The 17,696-nt window shown below is 62.1% G+C and carries 15 protein-coding genes; 9 read left to right on the plus strand and 6 right to left on the minus strand.

Going from position 1 to position 17,696, the window contains the following annotated elements; genetic code table 11:
- Window positions 1-24: 24 nt before the first annotated feature.
- The 6 genes from guaD to QN222_RS10385 all read right to left on the minus strand — a co-directional run bounded on the left by guaD (window position 25) and on the right by QN222_RS10385 (window position 8,842).
- A complete protein-coding gene (gene guaD, locus QN222_RS10360) occupies window positions 25-1,341 on the minus strand; it encodes a guanine deaminase (protein ID WP_283961672.1) in 1,317 nt (438 codons plus the stop codon).
- On the minus strand, window positions 1,338-2,570 hold the full coding sequence (gene puuD / locus QN222_RS10365; RefSeq protein WP_283961671.1) for a urate hydroxylase PuuD: 1,233 nt from the start codon (window positions 2,568-2,570) through the stop codon (window positions 1,338-1,340). The genes guaD and puuD overlap by 4 nt, the downstream gene beginning before the upstream one ends.
- A gap of 87 nt (window positions 2,571-2,657) precedes the next feature.
- Complete coding sequence (locus QN222_RS10370; protein ID WP_283961670.1) at window positions 2,658-3,557, minus strand: LysR substrate-binding domain-containing protein; 900 nt, start codon at window positions 3,555-3,557, stop codon at window positions 2,658-2,660.
- Between the two features lie 322 nt (window positions 3,558-3,879).
- Window positions 3,880-6,222 carry a xanthine dehydrogenase molybdopterin binding subunit gene (gene xdhB, locus QN222_RS10375; RefSeq protein WP_283961669.1) on the minus strand — a complete coding sequence of 781 codons (2,343 nt, stop codon included), beginning with the start codon at window positions 6,220-6,222 and terminating at the stop codon, window positions 3,880-3,882.
- A gap of 189 nt (window positions 6,223-6,411) precedes the next feature.
- Window positions 6,412-7,902 carry a xanthine dehydrogenase small subunit gene (gene xdhA, locus QN222_RS10380; protein WP_283961668.1) on the minus strand — a complete coding sequence of 497 codons (1,491 nt, stop codon included), beginning with the start codon at window positions 7,900-7,902 and terminating at the stop codon, window positions 6,412-6,414.
- 163 nt (window positions 7,903-8,065) lie between these two features.
- Window positions 8,066-8,842 carry a 3-hydroxybutyrate dehydrogenase gene (locus QN222_RS10385; RefSeq protein ID WP_283961667.1) on the minus strand — a complete coding sequence of 259 codons (777 nt, stop codon included), beginning with the start codon at window positions 8,840-8,842 and terminating at the stop codon, window positions 8,066-8,068.
- Window positions 8,843-9,148: 306 nt separating this feature from the next.
- Here QN222_RS10385 and glpK point away from each other — a divergent pair, with 306 nt between their 5' ends.
- The 9 genes from glpK to sbmA all read left to right on the plus strand — a co-directional run bounded on the left by glpK (window position 9,149) and on the right by sbmA (window position 17,690).
- Window positions 9,149-10,642, plus strand: coding sequence for a glycerol kinase GlpK (gene glpK / locus QN222_RS10390; RefSeq protein ID WP_283961666.1), 1,494 nt, complete (start codon window positions 9,149-9,151; stop codon window positions 10,640-10,642).
- 339 nt (window positions 10,643-10,981) lie between these two features.
- Entirely contained in the window at window positions 10,982-11,305 is a 324-nt protein-coding gene (locus QN222_RS10395; protein ID WP_136505746.1) for a helix-turn-helix transcriptional regulator, read from the plus strand.
- Window positions 11,302-11,733 (plus strand): SRPBCC domain-containing protein, encoded by a 432-nt coding sequence (locus tag QN222_RS10400; RefSeq protein ID WP_283961665.1) that lies wholly within the window; start codon window positions 11,302-11,304, stop codon window positions 11,731-11,733. The genes QN222_RS10395 and QN222_RS10400 overlap by 4 nt, the downstream gene beginning before the upstream one ends.
- Before the next feature lie 64 nt (window positions 11,734-11,797).
- Window positions 11,798-12,025, plus strand: coding sequence for a hypothetical protein (locus QN222_RS10405; RefSeq protein WP_283961664.1), 228 nt, complete (start codon window positions 11,798-11,800; stop codon window positions 12,023-12,025).
- 390 nt (window positions 12,026-12,415) lie between these two features.
- Window positions 12,416-12,670, plus strand: coding sequence for a hypothetical protein (locus QN222_RS10410; RefSeq protein ID WP_283961663.1), 255 nt, complete (start codon window positions 12,416-12,418; stop codon window positions 12,668-12,670).
- 281 nt (window positions 12,671-12,951) lie between these two features.
- Window positions 12,952-14,010, plus strand: a complete 1,059-nt coding sequence (locus tag QN222_RS10415; protein WP_283961662.1) for an LLM class flavin-dependent oxidoreductase — start codon at window positions 12,952-12,954, stop codon at window positions 14,008-14,010.
- A 67-nt stretch (window positions 14,011-14,077) separates the two neighbouring features.
- Window positions 14,078-14,827: a type I methionyl aminopeptidase gene (gene map, locus QN222_RS10420; RefSeq protein ID WP_283961661.1), complete on the plus strand. Its 750-nt coding sequence runs from the start codon at window positions 14,078-14,080 to the stop codon at window positions 14,825-14,827.
- A gap of 303 nt (window positions 14,828-15,130) precedes the next feature.
- Window positions 15,131-16,261: an MFS transporter gene (locus QN222_RS10425; RefSeq protein ID WP_283961682.1), complete on the plus strand. Its 1,131-nt coding sequence runs from the start codon at window positions 15,131-15,133 to the stop codon at window positions 16,259-16,261.
- A 166-nt stretch (window positions 16,262-16,427) separates the two neighbouring features.
- Window positions 16,428-17,690, plus strand: coding sequence for a peptide antibiotic transporter SbmA (gene sbmA / locus QN222_RS10430; protein WP_283961660.1), 1,263 nt, complete (start codon window positions 16,428-16,430; stop codon window positions 17,688-17,690).
- The last annotated feature ends 6 nt before the right edge of the window (window positions 17,691-17,696 follow it).

Genomic DNA, 17,696 nt, shown 5'->3' on the forward strand with positions numbered 1-17,696 from the left:
AAAAAAATTGACCTCTTCGTCGACTCAGTTGGTACCGAGCGAAGATTTGGCAGGGCGGCCGGCCACATAGGTCTCCACGATCGCCCGATCGTCCCCCATCGTCTGTAGCAGGAAGAGCTCATCGGCCAGCGAATTGACCACTTCGGCACGCAGCGCCATGGCCGGCGTCGCCGCCATGTTCAGCACTGTTAGGTCTGCATCGGTGCCCGGCTCCAGCGTGCCGATGCGATCGACAAGCGATAGCGCCTCGGCATTGCCGCGGGTCATCAGGTAGAAGCTATCGAAAGGGTTCAGTCGCTCGCCCTGCAACTGCAGGATCTTGTAGGCCTCGTCGAGCGTCTTGAGCATAGAGTAGCTGGTGCCGCCGCCGATATCGGAGGCGACGGAGACGCGCACCGGTTTCTGCCGGCGCGTCAGGGCGCGCAGCGGAAAAAGACCGGACCCCAGGAAAAGATTCGACGTCGGGCAGAATACCGCGACGGATCCCGTTTCGCTCATGGCATCGGCTTCGCGGTCCGAAAGATGGATGCAATGGCCGAAGAGGCTCTTCGGTCCAAGCAGGCCGTAGCGGGCGTAGACGTCGGTGTAGTCCTTCGCTTCCGGATAGAGCTCGCAGGTGTAAGTGATTTCGTCGCGGTTTTCGGAAAGATGCGTCTGGACATGCAGGTCGGGAAACTCGCCGACGAGCGATTTCGCGACCTCCATCTGCTCCGGCGTCGAGGTGATGGCGAAACGCGGCGTGATGGCGACGTGGTTGCGGCCCTTGCCGTGCCAGTCCGCGATGACCGCCCGCGTTTCGTCATAGCTCATCTGAGGGGTGTCGAGCAGGCCTTGTGGTGCGTTGCGGTCCATCATCACCTTGCCGCCCACCATGCACATATTGCGCTTCCGGCTTTCGGCGAAGAAGGCGTCGGCGGAGGCCTTGTGGACGGAGCAATAGGCAGTCGCCGTCGTCGTCCCTTGGCGGATCATCTCGTCGAAGAAATGAACGGCCATGCGTTCGGCATGCGCCGTTTCGACGAACCGGCATTCCTCCGGGAACGTGTAGGTGTTCAGCCATTCGAGCAGGTTGGCGGCATAGGACGCCATGACCTGCATCTGCGGGAAATGAAGATGCGTGTCGATGAAGCCGGGCATGATCAGATGTGGGCGATGATCGATCTCCGTCACGCCCTCCGGCGCTGCGGCCTTCACCACCGCATACGGGCCGGACGCCTCGATCACGCCGTCCCGGATGAGAAGCGCGCCATCGCTTTCATAGGAATAGGCCGCGCTGTCGTCGATGGCTTGCGGGGCACGGTTGAAGCTCAAGAAGCGGCCGCGAACGAGGGTGGTTGTCATCGTGTCTCCCCGACGGCGCTTTCGTACCAGGCGGTCAGCAGCCTGCGTTCGTCCGCCGTCATATCGGTTATGTTGCCGGGCGGCATGGCATGGCTGCGCCCGGCCTGGATATAGATTTCGCGCGCGTGGGCGGCAATCTCCGCGTCGCTGTCGAATATGACCTCCTTTGGCGCCCGGGCAATGCCCTCGTAAGCGGGCTCGGCTGCGTGGCACATGCTGCAGCGGGTCGAGATCGTATCCTTCACTGCCGGAAAATGCGCGTTCTCGACAAAGCGCCTGAAGACTGGCGCGGCTTCAGCTTGTTCCTCGCCCGTCAATACCTTCGGCACTGTCGAGAGCCACATGATCAGGATGAAGAGGATTACGGTGACGATCCAGGTCCAGGTCGGCTCGCCCTTGCGCGCATGGGTGGTGTTGAACCAGTGGCGGATAGTCACCCCCATCAGGAAGACGAGCGCTGCGATGATCCAGTTGAAAGCCGTCGCGAAGGCCAGCGGATAGTGGTTCGACAGCATGAAGAAGATGACCGGCAACGTCAGGTAGTTGTTGTGGAGGGAGCGCTGCTTGGCCTGGGCGCCGAGCTTCGGATCCGGCGTGCGGCCGGCGATCAGATCGGCCACGACGATCTTCTGGTTGGGAATGATGATGAAGAAGACGTTGGCCGACATGATGGTCGCGGTGAAGGCGCCAAGATGCAGGAAGGCGGCGCGACCGGTGAACACCTGCGTGTAACCCCAGGCCATGGCGACGAGCACGACATAAAGCAGGGCCATCAGCCCCCAGGTGTTCTTGCCGATCGGCGATTTGCAGAGAAGGTCATAAAGCACCCAGCCGAGCCCAAGCGAGGCGAGCGAGATCAGGATCGCCTTCGTCGCCGAGATGTCGAGCACATGACGGTCGATCAGGAAAAGATCGGCGCCGCCATAATAGACGATGCAGAGCATGGCGAAGCCGGAGAGCCACGTCATGTAGGATTCCCATTTGAACCAGGTGAGATGCTCCGGCATCGCCTCCGGTGCGACCAGGTATTTCTGGATATGGTAGAAGCCGCCGCCATGCACCTGCCATTCCTCGCCATAGGCGCCGGGGGGAAGGTGGTCGCGCTTCACCAGGCCGAGGTCGAGCGCGATGAAATAGAAGGATGAGCCGATCCAGGCGATTGCCGTCACGACATGCAGCCAGCGGGCGGCGAAGGCCAGCCATTCCCAGGCAATGGCGAATTCGTACATTCAGGTCCCCTCGTTTTCTTCGTTGACGCAGCTTGCGAGAAAAAACCGAAACGGGGAAGGGCTGTTCTCGACGATCCACGCCACGGGCTAGGCCCCGCCATCCTGTTTGAATTCCGCAAGGATCCAGTCGCGAAAACTGCGAATCTTTGCGACGTTGCGTCGCGCATACGGATAGACCAGCCAGTAGTCGTGGCCCTCGCTGCCGCGCAGATCGAAAGGTTGATAAAGCCGACCGAGCGCGACGTCATCGGCGTAGAATTGAGGAGTAAGGATCGCCACACCTTGCCCGGCGATTGCGGCGCCAGCCTCGAAGGACTGGGCGCCGAGCCGCGTCGGAACCCGGCCTTCGAGATCCGGATCGCGAACGCCGGCGGCACGGAACCATAGCGGCCACCAACGGTCTTGAGGGTCGATGATGCGGAGCTTCAGGAGATCTCGCGGTTCGCTCAACCCCCCGACCGTAGAAGCGAGCGCCGGACTGAGCATCGGTGCAAACTCCACCTTCATCAGTCGATGGCTGACGAGACCCGGCCAATCGCCCAACCCGGACCGGATCGCCACGTCGACTGCCTCTTTGCTGAAGTCGATCATCGCATCGTTCGCCGACAGGCGAACGGCAATGTTGGGATGGGCAAGTTGAAATGAGCCCATATGGCGGGCGAGCCATTGCGACGCGAAGGTCGCGGTCGAACTGATGAGCAGGGCTGACGCTGCATCGCCGCGCGCCGAGGCAACCGCTTCCTGCAACATCTCGAATGCTTCCGTCACCCTGGGCGCCAGCCGCTGGCCGACTTCCGTCAGCGTGACTTGCCGCGGGCGCCTCAGGAACAGCGGCTCGCCGATATTCTCCTCGACGAGCTTGATCTGATAGCTGACGGCCGTCTGGGTCATGCCGAGCTCGTTGCCCGCCTTGGTGAAACTACCGAGCCGGGCCGCGGTCTCGAATACCCTTAGTGCGTTCAGCGGGAACTGCTTCGACATTTTCATGGATAAGCTCTCTTGATGCATGCAGACGGATGTTCGATTGGAATTCGAGCGCCTTTCGCGGCATCCTGCAAGTCGAGTTCAGCAAATGCAACAGGTGTCTGAATGACTTGCGATGCAATGGAATGCACTGAGAAGAAACCGTTTTTCTCCTTCGACATGATTTTGCGATTTGCTTCGAGCGCTCTTGCTTCCGAACGCTCGCGCTCTCGTAGACTGGATGTCGAGGCGTTGTCCGATTACATGAAAAGAGACATGGGTTTTATGGATGGACGTTCGCCGCTGCGAGACGACGATATGTTCCAATAGTGCTCGCGGCAGCCAATCAACCGCCGCTTTGCCTCAACCGTTCGACCGCCATGAGGATACGCTCCGGCGTTGTCGGGGCGTCGAGGCGAGGGCATTCGCGGTAGTTGGCGACACTGGCGACCGCCATCGACAGAGCCTCAAGCACCGAGATAGGCAGCATGAAGGGCGGTTCCCCAACCGCCTTGGATCGTCCGATGGTCATCTCGGCATTCTCCGACCATTCGGCGAGGCGGACGTTGAAGATCTTCGGCCGGTCCGAGGCGAGCGGAATCTTGTAGGTCGAGGGCGCATGCGTCCTTAAACGTCCTTTGTCGTCCCACCAGAGTTCCTCCGTGGTCAGCCATCCCATGCCCTGGACAAAGCCGCCCTCGATCTGGCCGAGGTCGATGGCCGGATTGAGCGAGCGACCGACATCGTGCAGCACGTCGACCCGATCGACGAGGTATTCGCCGGTGAGGGTGTCGATCGAGACCTCGGAGACGGCGGCGCCATAGGCGAAATAATAGAACGGCGTGCCGCGCCCCGTGGCGCGATCCCAGTGAATCTTCGGCGTCTTGTAGAATCCGGCTGCGGACAACTGCACACGGGCCGTGTAAGCCTGACGGATGAAATCCGCGAAAGGCACGCGCTCCTCGCCGATCTTTACATGGTTCGCCACGAAGGTGACGCGTTCGGCGGTCGTCTGCCAGCGCTCGGCCGCGAAGGCGACCAGACGGTCCTTGATCTGACGGGCCGCGTCGAAGGCCGCCATGCCGTTGAGATCCGAGCCCGACGAGGCCGCGGTCGCCGACGTGTTCGGCACCTTGCCGGTCGTCGTCGCGGTGATCTTCACCCGGTCGATATCGATCTGGAAGCTGTCGGCGAGAACCTGGGCCACCTTGGTGTAGAGGCCTTGGCCCATCTCCGTGCCGCCATGATTGAGATGGACCGAGCCATCCTGGTAGATATGCACCAGCGCGCCCGCCTGGTTAAAGGCAGTCATGGTGAAGGAGATGCCGAATTTCACCGGCGTCAGCGCAATTCCTTTTCGGATCACCCGGCTTGAATTGTTGAAGTCGACGATCGCGGCGCGGCGCGCCTGGTAATCGGCATCCACCTCCAGCTCGCCGACGATCCGATGGATGATATTGTCCTCGATCTTCTGGTGGTAGGGCGTGATGTCGCGACCGGATCCCTTCTCGCCGTAGAAGTTCAGCTTGCGGATTTCGAGCGGATCCTTGCCGAGGGCATAGGCGATCTCCTCGATGATGCGCTCGGCGCCGACCATGCCCTGCGGTCCCCCGAAACCGCGATAGGCGGTGTTGGAGACCGTGTTGGTTTTCAGCGGCTGCGAGGTCAGCTTCACATGCGGGTAGAAATAGGAGCTGTCCGCGTGGAAGAGCGCCCGGTCGGTCACCGGCCCCGAGAGGTCGGAGGAGTAGCCGCAACGGGCGGCGTAGTTCGCATGGACGGCGTGGATGCGCCCTTCGTCGTCAAAGCCGATGTCGTAATCGACGAGGAAATCGTGGCGCTTGCCGGTCGCCATCATGTCGTCGTCGCGGTCCGGCCGGAATTTCACGGCGCGGTGAAGCCTTCGCGCGGCGACGGCGGCAAGTGCCGCGAACTGGTTGCCCTGCGTCTCCTTGCCGCCAAAGCCGCCGCCCATGCGGCGGACGTTCACCGTGATGGCGTTGGACGGCACGCCTAGCACATGCGCGACCATATGCTGGATTTCGCTTGGATGTTGCGTCGAGGACCAGACAGTCATCTCGTCGTCTTCGCCGGGAATGGCCAGGGCCATGTGCCCTTCCAGATAGAAGTGCTCCTGGCCGCCGATCCGCATCCGTCCCTTCAGCCGGCGCGGCGCCCGCTCCAGTTCAGCTTCGGCGTCACCGCGCTGGAGCGTCAGCGGTTGCGTCACGAGCTCGCCGCCCTGGACCATGGCGTCGGCCACATCGATCAAATGCGGCAGGTCGCGATAGGTGATCTTGGCGAGCCGCGCGGCACGGCGTGCGATCTCGCGCGTTTCGGCGAACACGGCAAAGGCCGGCTGGCCATGGAACTGCACGCGGCCGTCGGCCAGCACCGGCTCGTCATGCAGGTGGCTCGGACTGATGTCGTTTGAATGCGGCATGTCGCGTGCGGTCAGCACGCAGACGACACCGGGCAATGCGGCGACAGCGGAGAGGTCCATCTCCAGGATCTCGGCATGGGCGCGATCGGTAAGGCCCAGCGCGCCATGAAGCGTGCCGGCGGCCTCGGGCATGTCGTCGATATAGTCTGCCGTTCCCGCCACATGCTTGTGGGCGCTGTCGTGGCGCAGCCGTGTGTGCATCGGGCCAGCGATGGTGGTCTGCTCTTCGAAGGTGGACTTATCCATCTTGTCGATCCCTTTCGAAGAAAGCGCCCCTCATCCGGCCTGCCGGCCACCTTCTCCCCGTTCTGACGGGGAGAAGGAACGTTGCCGTGCCGCCTTTGTCCCCTCTGCCCGCTTGCGGGGAGAGGGTTAGTCCTCGGGTTAAACCCGAGGAGAGGGGCAATCCCCCGGCACAAGCTTCGAACGCCGTACTCATGCCACATCCTCGAAACGCTGGAGTTGAACCGTGTCGCCGGTGCTCTCCAGGAAAAAGCGCATCAGCAGGTTCTTTGCCGCCAGGATGCGATAGGCGCTCGTGGCGCGCCAGTCGGTGATCGGTTGGTAGTCGCTCGCAAGAGCCGCCTGAGCCGCGCGAATGGTTTCCTCGCTCCAGGGCTGCCCGATCAGGGCCGCCTCTACCGCCTTCGCCCTTTTTGGCGTTGCGGCCATGCCGCCGAAGGCGACGAGGACGGTGCGGACGCGGTTGTCCTCGTCAACCGCGATCCGGAAGGCGCCGAGGAGGGCGGAGATATCCTCGTCGCGGCGTTTCGAAACCTTGTAGGCGGCGAAACGATCGCTTTCGGGCAACGCCGGAACGAAGATGCTTTCGACGAATTCGCCCGGCCTGCGATCCTGCTTGCCGTACGCGATGAAGAAATCCTCGAGCGGCAGCGTGCGCGTGCCGTTCTTCGATCGCAGGGTGACCGATGCGCCGAGGACGATCAGCGGCGGTGGGCTGTCGCCGATCGGCGAGCCATTGGCGATGTTGCCGCCGATCGTGCCCATATTGCGCACCTGTTCGCCGCCGATGCGATCGATGAGTTGGCCGAAGGCTGGGTAGGCATTGGAGAGGGCATCGAACGCGGCGGTGTAGCTGACGCCGGCGCCAATCGTCAGACCCGCTTCCGTACGGTCGATCCGTTGCAGTTCGGCGATGCCGTTGATGAATACCGCTGGATTGAGCGGTCGCATCTGCTTCGTCACCCAGAGACCGACATCGGTTGCACCGGCGACGATTGTCGCGGTCGGATGTTCGTCGAGCACCGTTGCAAGTCCCGACGCGTCCGCCGGCACGATCAGACAGTCCTCGCCCTTGCGGATCACGATCGTTTCCGTGGAATGGAGCGCTTTCAGCCGGGCGGTGACGGCTTCCCGCGTACGGGTGATCGGATCGAAGAGCGCCGAGGGGCGTTCCCGCGCTGCGGCCTCTGCCGCCCGCACGATCGGCTCATAGCCGGTGCAGCGACAGAGATTGCCCTGCAGCGTCTTCTCGATCGCGGCCCGGCTCGGATTGTCGTTCGTCAGCCACAGGCCATAGAGCGACATGACGAAGCCCGGCGTGCAGAAGCCGCATTGCGAGCCGTGGAAATCGACCATCGCCTGCTGCACCGGATGGAGCGTGCCTTCCGTGGTCGCGAGATGCTCGACAGTCACGACATGTGTCGCGTTCAGCGACCCGACGAAGCGGATGCAGGCGTTGACGCTCTCGTACACGAGCCTTTCGCCGTTCTCGCCGTCGTCCGCAAGGCGGCCAACCAGCACTGTGCAGGCGCCGCAATCGCCTTCGGCGCAGCCCTCTTTGGTGCCGGTCAAACGACGCTCCAGCCGCAGATAGTCGAGCAAGGTCGCAGTCGGCGCGACGTCCGAAAGGGCGACTTCGGTATCATTCAGGACGAAGCGGATGCTGTTGGATGCCTGTGCCATGCCAATCATTCCGTGGCTGCTGCGCGTTCCCGTAACCGTAGCCGATATATGGATAAAACATGCAGCAATTCAAAGTGCTACAGCGTCCTTTGCGCGTGTTATGTTATAAGACGCGCGGCGCTGTAGCTCGTCAACGGTGGAAAATCGCTCACACTGCAGCCCGCTACTGCGCGGTCCAGCCGCCGTCCATCGAGACATGCGTGCCGGTGATCTGCGCGGCATCGTCGCTCGCAAGATAGAGCGCTAGCGATGCCACCTGCTCGACGGTTATGAATTTCTTTGTCGGCTGGCCCTTGAGCATCACGTCGCTCACTACCTGCGCCTCCTTGATGCCGCGCGTCCTCGCCTGGTCCGGGATCTGCTTCTCGACAAGCGGCGTCAGCACGTAGCCGGGGCAGATCGAGTTGGCCGTGATGCCGTTTTCCGCGACCTCCAGCGCGACCGTCTTCGTCAGGCCCATGATACCATGCTTGGCCGCGACATAGGCGGACTTGAAGGGCGAGGCGACGAGCCCATGCGCGGAGGCGATATTGATGATACGTCCCCAGCCTTTCGCCTTCATGCCGGGGAGAGCCGCACGGATCGTGTGGAAGGAGGAGGAGAGATTGATCGCGATGATCCGGTCCCATTGTTCGACCGGAAAGTCCTCGACCTTCTCGACATATTGCACGCCGGCATTGTTGACGAGGATATCGACGCCGCCGAAGCGCGCTGCAGCGGTCGCCATCAAGTCGGCGATCTCCTCAGGCTTCGTCATGTCGGCAGGATGATAGATGACCGTGCCGCTGCCGAGGTCGGCGACCTCGTCCGTCACGGCCCGGATCTCGTCCGACGCACCGAAGCCATTCAGCACGGTATTGGCACCGGTCTTGGCGAACGCCTTGGCAATCGCCAGTCCGATGCCGCTCGTCGAGCCTGTTATGACCGCAGTCTTCGTCATTTCTTCTCTCCCTTGCGCTGCCGCTCTTTGTCGCCGGTTCGAGCGGCGGCGCGGGCGAAACTCGCCGCGCTGTTCTTCGTTCCGCCCTTGGTTCGGTTTTGCAATGCAACAGCGTCAACCTACGCGGAAAAATGCACGAGTGACAATTGTGTTTTTCAGATTGCCGACGCAGATTTGGCACCGTTCGGAGGAGCGGTGATATTGCGTTTCGTTTTCGTTTGACATTCGTTTTTCCATCGTATTGAAGTTTTTCGAATGTCGTCGTTGAGGAAGGCGCGATATCAACATAAGGCCGGGGAGGGGCGCATGGGCCAATATATTCTCGCGATCGATCAGGGCACGACATCGAGCCGGGCGATCGTTTTCGACCGCAAGCAGAAGATCGCCGGCGTCGGCCAGAAGGAATTCAAACAACATTTCCCGAAGTCGGGCTGGGTCGAGCACGACCCCGAGGAAATCTGGCAAACGGTTCTCTTCACCGTCAAGGAAGCGATCGGGAAGGCCGGCATATCCGCGAGCGAGATCGCCGCAATCGGCATCACGAACCAGCGCGAGACGGTGGTCGTATGGGAGCGCGAGACCGGCAAGCCGATCCACAATGCGATCGTCTGGCAGGACCGCCGCACCGCGCTGTTCTGCGACAAGCTCAAGAAGAGAGGGCTCGAAAAGACCTTTGCGAAAAAGACCGGTCTGCTGCTCGATCCTTATTTCTCCGGCACGAAGCTCAACTGGCTGCTTTCAAACGTGAAAGGGGCGCATGCGCGCGCAACGAAGGGCGAGCTTTGCTTTGGCACCATCGACACCTTCCTCATCTGGCGGCTCACCGGCGGCAAGTCCTTTGCCACGGATGCGACCAACGCATCGCGCACGCTTCTCTACAACATCGCCGACAATGCCTGGGACGACGAGTTGCTCGACATTCTGCGCGTTCCGCGGGCGATGCTGCCGGAGGTCAAGGATTGCGCCGCAGACTTCGGCGTGGCGGATGCAGCGCTCTTCGGCGCGCCGATCCCGATCCTCGGCGTTGCGGGCGACCAGCAGGCCGCGACGATCGGTCAGGCCTGCTTCAAGCCCGGCATGCTGAAATCGACCTACGGCACAGGCTGCTTTGCACTGCTCAACACCGGCAAGGACATCGTCCGCTCGAAGAACCGCTTGCTTACCACCATCGCCTATCGCCTCAACGGTGAGACCACCTACGCGCTCGAGGGTTCGATCTTCGTTGCGGGTGCGGCGGTGCAATGGCTGCGCGATGGCCTCAAGGTGATCAAGGCGGCCCCGGATACCGGCACGCTCGCCGAGAGCGCCGATCCCTCGCAGGACGTCTATCTCGTTCCGGCCTTTACCGGCCTCGGAGCGCCGCACTGGGATCCGGACGCGCGCGGCGCGATCTTCGGCATGACCCGCAACACCGGACCAGCGGAGTTCGCCCGGGCGGCACTCGAAGCTGTCTGCTACCAGACCCGCGATCTGCTCGAGGCCATGCACAAGGACTGGCGTAACGGCGGCAAGGATACGGTGCTGCGCGTCGACGGCGGCATGGTCGCGTCCGACTGGACGATGCAGCGCCTCTCCGATCTGCTCGACGCGCCGGTCGATCGCCCGGTGATTCTTGAGACGACGGCGCTTGGTGTCGCCTGGCTTGCCGGAAGCCGCGCCGGCATCTGGCCAAGCCAGGAGGAGTTTGCCAAGTCCTGGGCGCGCGACCGGCGTTTCGAACCAGAAATGGACGAGGCGACGCGCAAGGGAAAGCTCAAGGGCTGGCGCAACGCGGTCAAGAGGACGCTGATCGCGGCGTAAGCGGCAGCGTTTCGCCTGCGGTTTTGCAAGGCTTGCTTACAAAAAACATAACGCAGGCATCTGCGGATCGCAGCAATGAAGCGCTGCTGCGAGCATCGATGGTTCGATGAAGTCGATGATGCATCGCCAATGGGCTATGGGAAGATTGCCTAAGGTCTCGTTACGCAATCCGAACTCCCGGGCGTCGCGCGAGAAGGATGCCCCGCGCGAAGGTGGTGCCGGTCCGAGGACGAGGAGTCGCTGTATCGCGGGTCATCACGCCGGCCCCAGTTCGACTTGACTCTCGCATAGCTGAATGGCTATATATCGATCAATAGCCAACTGGGTATGGATCCCTAAATGTCGAACGCTCACGACGTGCTCTTCAGGACCCTGGCCGATCCGACTCGGCGGGCTCTCTTTGAGCGATTGTGCCGTGAGGGGGAAAGAACAGTCGGAGCACTGACGGCTCGGGCCGGGGTCTCGCAACCGGTCGTCTCAAAGCATCTCGGGGTCCTGAAGCAGGCGGGGTTGGTGCGCGACCGCCACGAAGGTCGCCACACGTACTACAGCGCCCAACTCGGTGCGCTTGCTCCGCTGGTCGATTGGACAAGCCAGATGGCCGGTTTCTGGCAAAGCCGCTTCGACGACCTCGAAGACCTACTGAAAAGGATGGACCAATGAACGAAACGTCGCCCGAAATGCGCTCCGTCGTGGTCGAACGCGAGATCCCGCATCCGCCGGAAAAGATCTGGCGCGCGCTCACCCAGCCACACCTGGTGGAGGAGTGGCTGATGAAGAACGATTTCAAAGCGGTTGTGGGCCACGGTTTCAATCTACGCGGAGACTGGGGCGGCGTATTGGACTGCGAGGTCCTCGCCGTAGAGCCGAACAAAAAACTGACCTACACCTGGAATTTCGCCCACGACGATGCGGCCTACGATTTGAGGAGTGTGGTGACTTTCACGCTGACCCCAACGAGCACAGGGACCCAGCTGCGCATGGAGCAGTCGGGCTTCCGGCCGGAACAGCGGCAGGCCTTCGGAGGCGCCAAAGCGGGATGGCAGCAGTTTTTTGCCAATCTGGAGCGCGTCCTGGCGCAGACGGATTGAAGTCCGCCGGCACCGTCCAAATGGGCCAATCGGGCCTGATTCACTGCGTTAATGGGAGGTTTCGATGAATTGGAACACGTGGATTCGGCAGATCCACCGCTGGTTGTCGATCGCCTTCACGGTGACCGTGATCGCCAACTTCGTCGCCATGGGACTGGGGGAGCCTCCTGCCTGGGTGGTCTATGCGCCATTGCTCCCGCTTTTCTTGCTGCTTTTCACCGGCCTCTACATGTTCGCGTTGCCGTATGTTGCGAAGTGGCATGGTGGTCGAGCCGCTGGCGTAGTCAAGTGAACACAATCGCCGGCAAGATGCTGCAGGACCGAGAAGTTGCCCAAGCGGTCGCGGCTAAGCCGCGCCATGCGGGCTGGAAAAGCGACGGTGCGCCCTCGGGCTCGTCGCGTTCGCTCTCACAAGGCCCAACAGCGCTCGAGGAGTGCGGTCAACCGGCTGTATGACCTGCTGCCCAACTACGGACATGGAGGTCGTCCCTGCGGGTTATGCGCGAGGGGGCGCCCCACATCAGGAACGCTCATCTTAGCCTGTTGGGCCAACTGCATGCGCGGCAGTTGTGTGGAGATTTCTCGAAAAGATGCTCTCTCCGGCTGCAAATGCAGGAACAGATGCGGCCGCATGCGGTTCACCTATGCGAGCCGGCATCATGCCGGCCAATGGAGAACACTCATGATCCTGAAATCAGTCGCTACTCTCGCTTTCATTGCGGCACTCGCCGCTCCTGCACTTGCGCAGACGGATGTCGTTTGCGATGCGGCCGCCATCGCGAAGGCCGAACAGCAGATCAGTCAGATTTCCGACGGTGCAAAGAAAGTCGAATCTGCCAAGGAATTGACCATGGCCAAGGACGCCATGGCGGCCAATGACCTGGAAAAGTGCAAGTCGCATCTGGGTAACGCGATCAAGGGCATGGACGCCATGTAGAAAGACGTACGCGGGGTGGCCTTCCACGCCCCGCGCTACCGCCAACCACGGACGGTTTTCCCGGCGAAGTCCTGCTCGGCCAACACGCCTCCGTACCGTCGTCCGCGTTACCTGGGGCTCAAGCAGGAGGTTGAAAGCCCGCGCGGTCTCCGCCGGCTCCCTAGCCCGGCCGTCCCGGTTCCACAGCGGCGGCAATGGGGAAACGATGCGTTTCCCGAATGGCCATTTGCGGCGTGACAGGATGCCAACTATTTCTGTGCGAACAGAAACAGGAAGGCATCATGGAACTCGGGCTTTATACATTCGCGGACGTGGATCCGAATGCGATCGACAAGGGTGCCGACGGGCGGCGACGTCTGGCCAACCTCCTCGAGGAAATAGAGCTTGCCGACCAGGTCGGGCTCGACGTCTTCGGCCTCGGCGAGCATCACCGCCCGGACTACGCTGCTTCAGCACCGGCGGTGATCCTTGCGGCCGCTGCCTCGCGCACCAGCAGGATCCGGCTCAGCAGCGCCGTGACGGTACTGAGCTCGGACGATCCGGTGCGGGTGTTCCAGCAGTTTTCGACGCTCGACCTTCTCTCCAACGGTCGTGCCGAGATCATGGCGGGCCGAGGCTCCTTCATCGAGTCCTTCCCGCTCTTCGGCCAGTCGCTTGACGACTACGACCAGCTCTTTTCAGAGAAACTGGATTTGCTGCTGGCGATTCGGGAGAGCGAAAAGGTTACCTGGTTGGGCGAGTTGCGGCCGCCGATCGACAACCGTGGCGTCTATCCGCGTCCGATGCAGGCTCCGCTACCGCTCTGGATCGCCGTCGGCGGCACACCGCAGTCGGTGGCGCGTGCGGGCGCGCTCGGATTGCCGATGGCGCTCGCGATCATTGGCGGTGAGCCGCGCCGTTTTGCGCCGCTCTTCGACCTTTACCGCGAGGCGGCGCGCCGCGCAGGCCAGGACGTCGCGACGCTGAAGACGAGCATCAACGTTCATGGTTTCATCGCCGACACGACGGAGAAGGCGGCTGACCAGTTCTACGGACCGCAGGCGGAGGTGATGAACCGCATCGGCCGTGAACGCGGCTGGGGGCCGACGAACCGCGCCCACTTCGACCAGGCGCGCAGCCCGACGGGCAATCTCTTCCTCGGCGATCCCGAGACGGTGGCGGAGAAGATCGTCGCGCATCAAAAACTCTTCCGCAATGATCGCTTCCTCCTGCAGATGGCGATCGGCCTGATGCCGCATGACCAGATCATGCGCGGCATCGAGCTTTACGGCACCAAGGTCGCGCCACTGGTCCGGGAGATGCTGGCGGAGCAACGCCGATCGCATTCTGCCGGCACCTGAACGTCTGCTGTCGGCACTGGCATATGCCGGGCCGGCACGCTACATGTGGCCGCGAAAGCGAGACACCATGACCCTCAACAACGACGAAGATCTTGAGCGGCTGAAGGAAATCGGCCGCATCTGCGCCAATGCGCTCCAGGCTATGGCCGAGGCCCTCGAACCCGGTATCACCACGGCCGAACTCGACGCGATCGGGCGAAAGGTGCTGGAGGATGCAGGCGCGCGTTCGGCGCCGGAGCTTTGCTATCAATTCCCCGGCGCGACCTGCATCAGCGTCAACGAGGAAATCGCCCACGGCATCCCCGGCGCCCGCGTGATCCGCGCCGGCGATCTGGTCAATATCGACGTTTCGGCGGAGAAGGACGGTATCTTCGCCGATACGGGCGCGTCTTTTCCGGTGCCTCCAGTGACCGCAGCAATCGACAGGCTTTGCCGCGACGGCAAGCGCGCCATGTGGGTCGGGCTGAAGCAGGTGCGCCCGGGACAATCCCTGGCGGCGATCGGCAATGCCATCGGCGACTTCGCCCGCAAGAACCGCTATTCCCTCGTCACCAATCTCGCAAGCCACGGCATCGGCCGTTCGCTGCATGAGGAGCCGGGCGAAATTGCCACCTGGCCGGACCCATCCGAGCGGCGGCACATGACCGATGGCATGGTTTTCACGGTCGAACCGTTCCTGTCGATGGGCGCCCACTGGGCGGAAGGCGGAGACGACGACTGGACGCTCTACAGCGAGCCACGCGCTCCGACGGTGCAGTATGAACATACCGTCGTCGTCACGCGCGGCGGGCCTCTGGTCGTCACCTTGCCGGGGTGACGCCCCTACAGCGCCGCGCGCCTTATCAGACGCGCAAAAGACGCTGTAGCGAATTCGGTGGAGTGTTCGATTCCTTCAACAGGACGTTCAATTATTGTCATTTGTCGTCTTCTTGCTGCGGTGCAATAAGAAGACATGAGCACGCTTCACAAACTGCCGGACCGCGATCACGTCCCTTCGAAGCAAGCCGGTGCCGGCCTTCATGAGGTAAAGCACCGCGGCGCCAAAGAGCCGGCGCCTTCGCTCGCGCCTCCCACCCCAGGCGGCAATCTCGCGGCAACGGCGATCGCCGGTGCCATCGCCATGGCGGTTGCCATGGGCTTCGGCCGTTTTTCCTACACGCCGATCCTGCCGGCGATGATGGCGGATGCGGGGCTCTCGCCACGGGACGCCGGGCTGATCGCCTCGGCGAACTTCGTTGGCTATCTCGCCGGCGCCGTGCTTGCCGCCTATGGCTGTGCTCATGGCCGCGAGCGGCGGATCGGCCTCGCGGCGCTCGTGGCGACGACGCTGTTGCTCGCCGCCATGGGACTGACGTCCTCTGTGCTCGCTTACTCCATCATTCGTTTCTTCGCTGGCGTTGCCAGCGCTTTTGCGATGATCTTCATCTCGGGGATCGTGCTCGGAGAGGGGCTGCGCGCCAGATCGGAGCATGTCCCATCAGTGCATTTCGGCGGAGTCGGCTTTGGCATCGCCCTTTCCTCGATCTGCGTCTGGGCCGCACCGCTTGCAGCCGCCGGCTTCTCCACGTCGCAAGCGGACTGGTTCACTGGCGCACTCGTCGCGCTCATGGGCACGGTCGTCGTGGCCGCGCTGCTGCCGCGCGGACATCTCGCCGCAAGTGGCGGTCAACGTGAAGGGCCGCTGATGTGGACGCGGCCGTTGACGGTCGTGACGTTTACCTACGGTTTCTTCGGCTTCGGCTACGTGATCACCGCCACGTTTCTCGTTGCCATGGCTCGCGATGCGAGCGGCGGTCACAGCGTTGAGTTTCTCGCCTGGCTGCTGACAGGCGCAAGTGCCGCGGTCTCGGTGTATCTCTGGCGCTTCGCTGTGCCGCGTTTCGGGCTTGCTGGCGTCTACGCCATCGGTCTTCTGGTCGAGGCTGCCGGGCTTGTGCTGACCGTCTCGTTGCCGTTGCCCTTCGCGCCGATCGTGGGCGGCTTGATGCTCGGCGCCACCTTCATGATGATCACGGCCTATGGCCTGCAGATCGGACGGCGGCTTGCGCCGCAAAGCCCGCGCCGGGCGCTTGCCTTGATGACGGCTGCCTTCGGTATCGGCCAGATCGTCGGGCCGCTCGTCGCCGGCTGGCTTGCCGAACGGACCGGCGATTTTACCTTGCCGACGCTCGTAGCCGCGCTCGTTCTGTTTTGCTGCGGAGGCGTGGTCGTGCTTGAGTTGCGCAAGATCAGTCCAGCCCTGGATCGTTGATTTCCAAGGTCATCCGGCCGATCTGCGGGAAAATTTAAAAACGCGCAGCTTCATGAAATAACAGTAACATTCACATTACCTAATTGTTGCCTTGGGTGAATTGCCCTAGTTTCGGCACATCAGGGGGCAAGTCATTGTCCTTCCTCAGAACCGAGAGTGCCGCACCTTGTTCCAATCCTTTTTCCCCAAGCCGAAGCAATTCTTCATTTCCGTCATCGCCTGGTCGCTGTTAGCCATTGCCTTCTGGTACGGCTGGGGCGAAAGCCTGGGCGCCGCATTCGGCCTTCCTCCTTTGGCGGTAGATGCGCCGCCGATCGTCGGCATTTCCGCGTTTTGGTCGCCGGCTTTCCTGTGGTTTTACATATACTTCGCCGTCGCCGTCGGGCTTTTCACGGCGTTCTGGTACGTCTATTCACCGCATCGCTGGCAGACCTGGTCTATCCTGGGCTCGTCTCTGATCCTTTTTGTTACCTATTTCCAGGTCCAGGTGAGTGTCGCGATCAACAACTGGTACGGCCCGTTCTGGGATCTGGTGCAGGCAGCGGTTTCCAAGTCGGCTGTGGTGACGGCCGAGCAGTTCTACGGGGAGATCGGCACATTCCTGGCGATTGCGATGGTCGCCGTCGCCGTTGCGGTCATGACGCGCTTCTTCGTCAGCCACTACATCTTCCGCTGGCGCACGGCGATGAACGAATACTACATGGAGCACTGGAGCAGGCTTCGCCATATCGAAGGTGCTTCGCAGCGCGTCCAGGAAGATACGATGCGTTTCTCGACCACCGTCGAGGGGCTTGGCGTCAGCTTGATCGATAGCGTCATGACCCTGATCGCGTTCACGCCGGTACTGATCCGGCTGTCCGCCAACGTCACCGAGCTTCCGATTGTAGGCATCATTCCCTATCCGCTGGTAACGGCCGCAGTACTCTGGTCACTGTTCGGCACCCTGTTCCTGGCGCTCGTCGGCATCAAGCTGCCGGGGCTGGAATTCCGCAATCAGCGCGTGGAGGCCGCCTACCGCAAGGAACTGGTCTATGGCGAGGACCACGCCGACCGCGCCCAGCCGCCGACGGTCGCCGATCTGTTCGATAATGTCCGCCGGAACTATTTCCGGCTTTACTTCCACTATCTCTATTTCAATATCGCCCGCATCTTCTATCTGCAGATCAACAACATCTTCTCGCTGCTGATCCTGGCTCCGTCGATCATCGCCGGCCGAATATCGCTTGGCGCCCTGAACCAGATTTCCGGTGCGTTCGGCCAGGTGACGTCCTCGTTCCAATATCTCGTCAACTCGTGGCCGACGATCGTCGAGCTCCTCTCGATCTACAAGCGCTTGCGCGCCTTCGAAGCGATCCTCGACGAGGAGCCGCTGCCGGAGATCGACCAGCAGTTCATCAAGGTCGGCGGCAAGGAAGAGCTGGCGCTTTAAGCCGGA

Source organism: Sinorhizobium sp. 6-70 (assembly GCF_030124375.1).
In the GTDB taxonomy this organism is placed as follows: domain Bacteria; phylum Pseudomonadota; class Alphaproteobacteria; order Rhizobiales; family Rhizobiaceae; genus Sinorhizobium.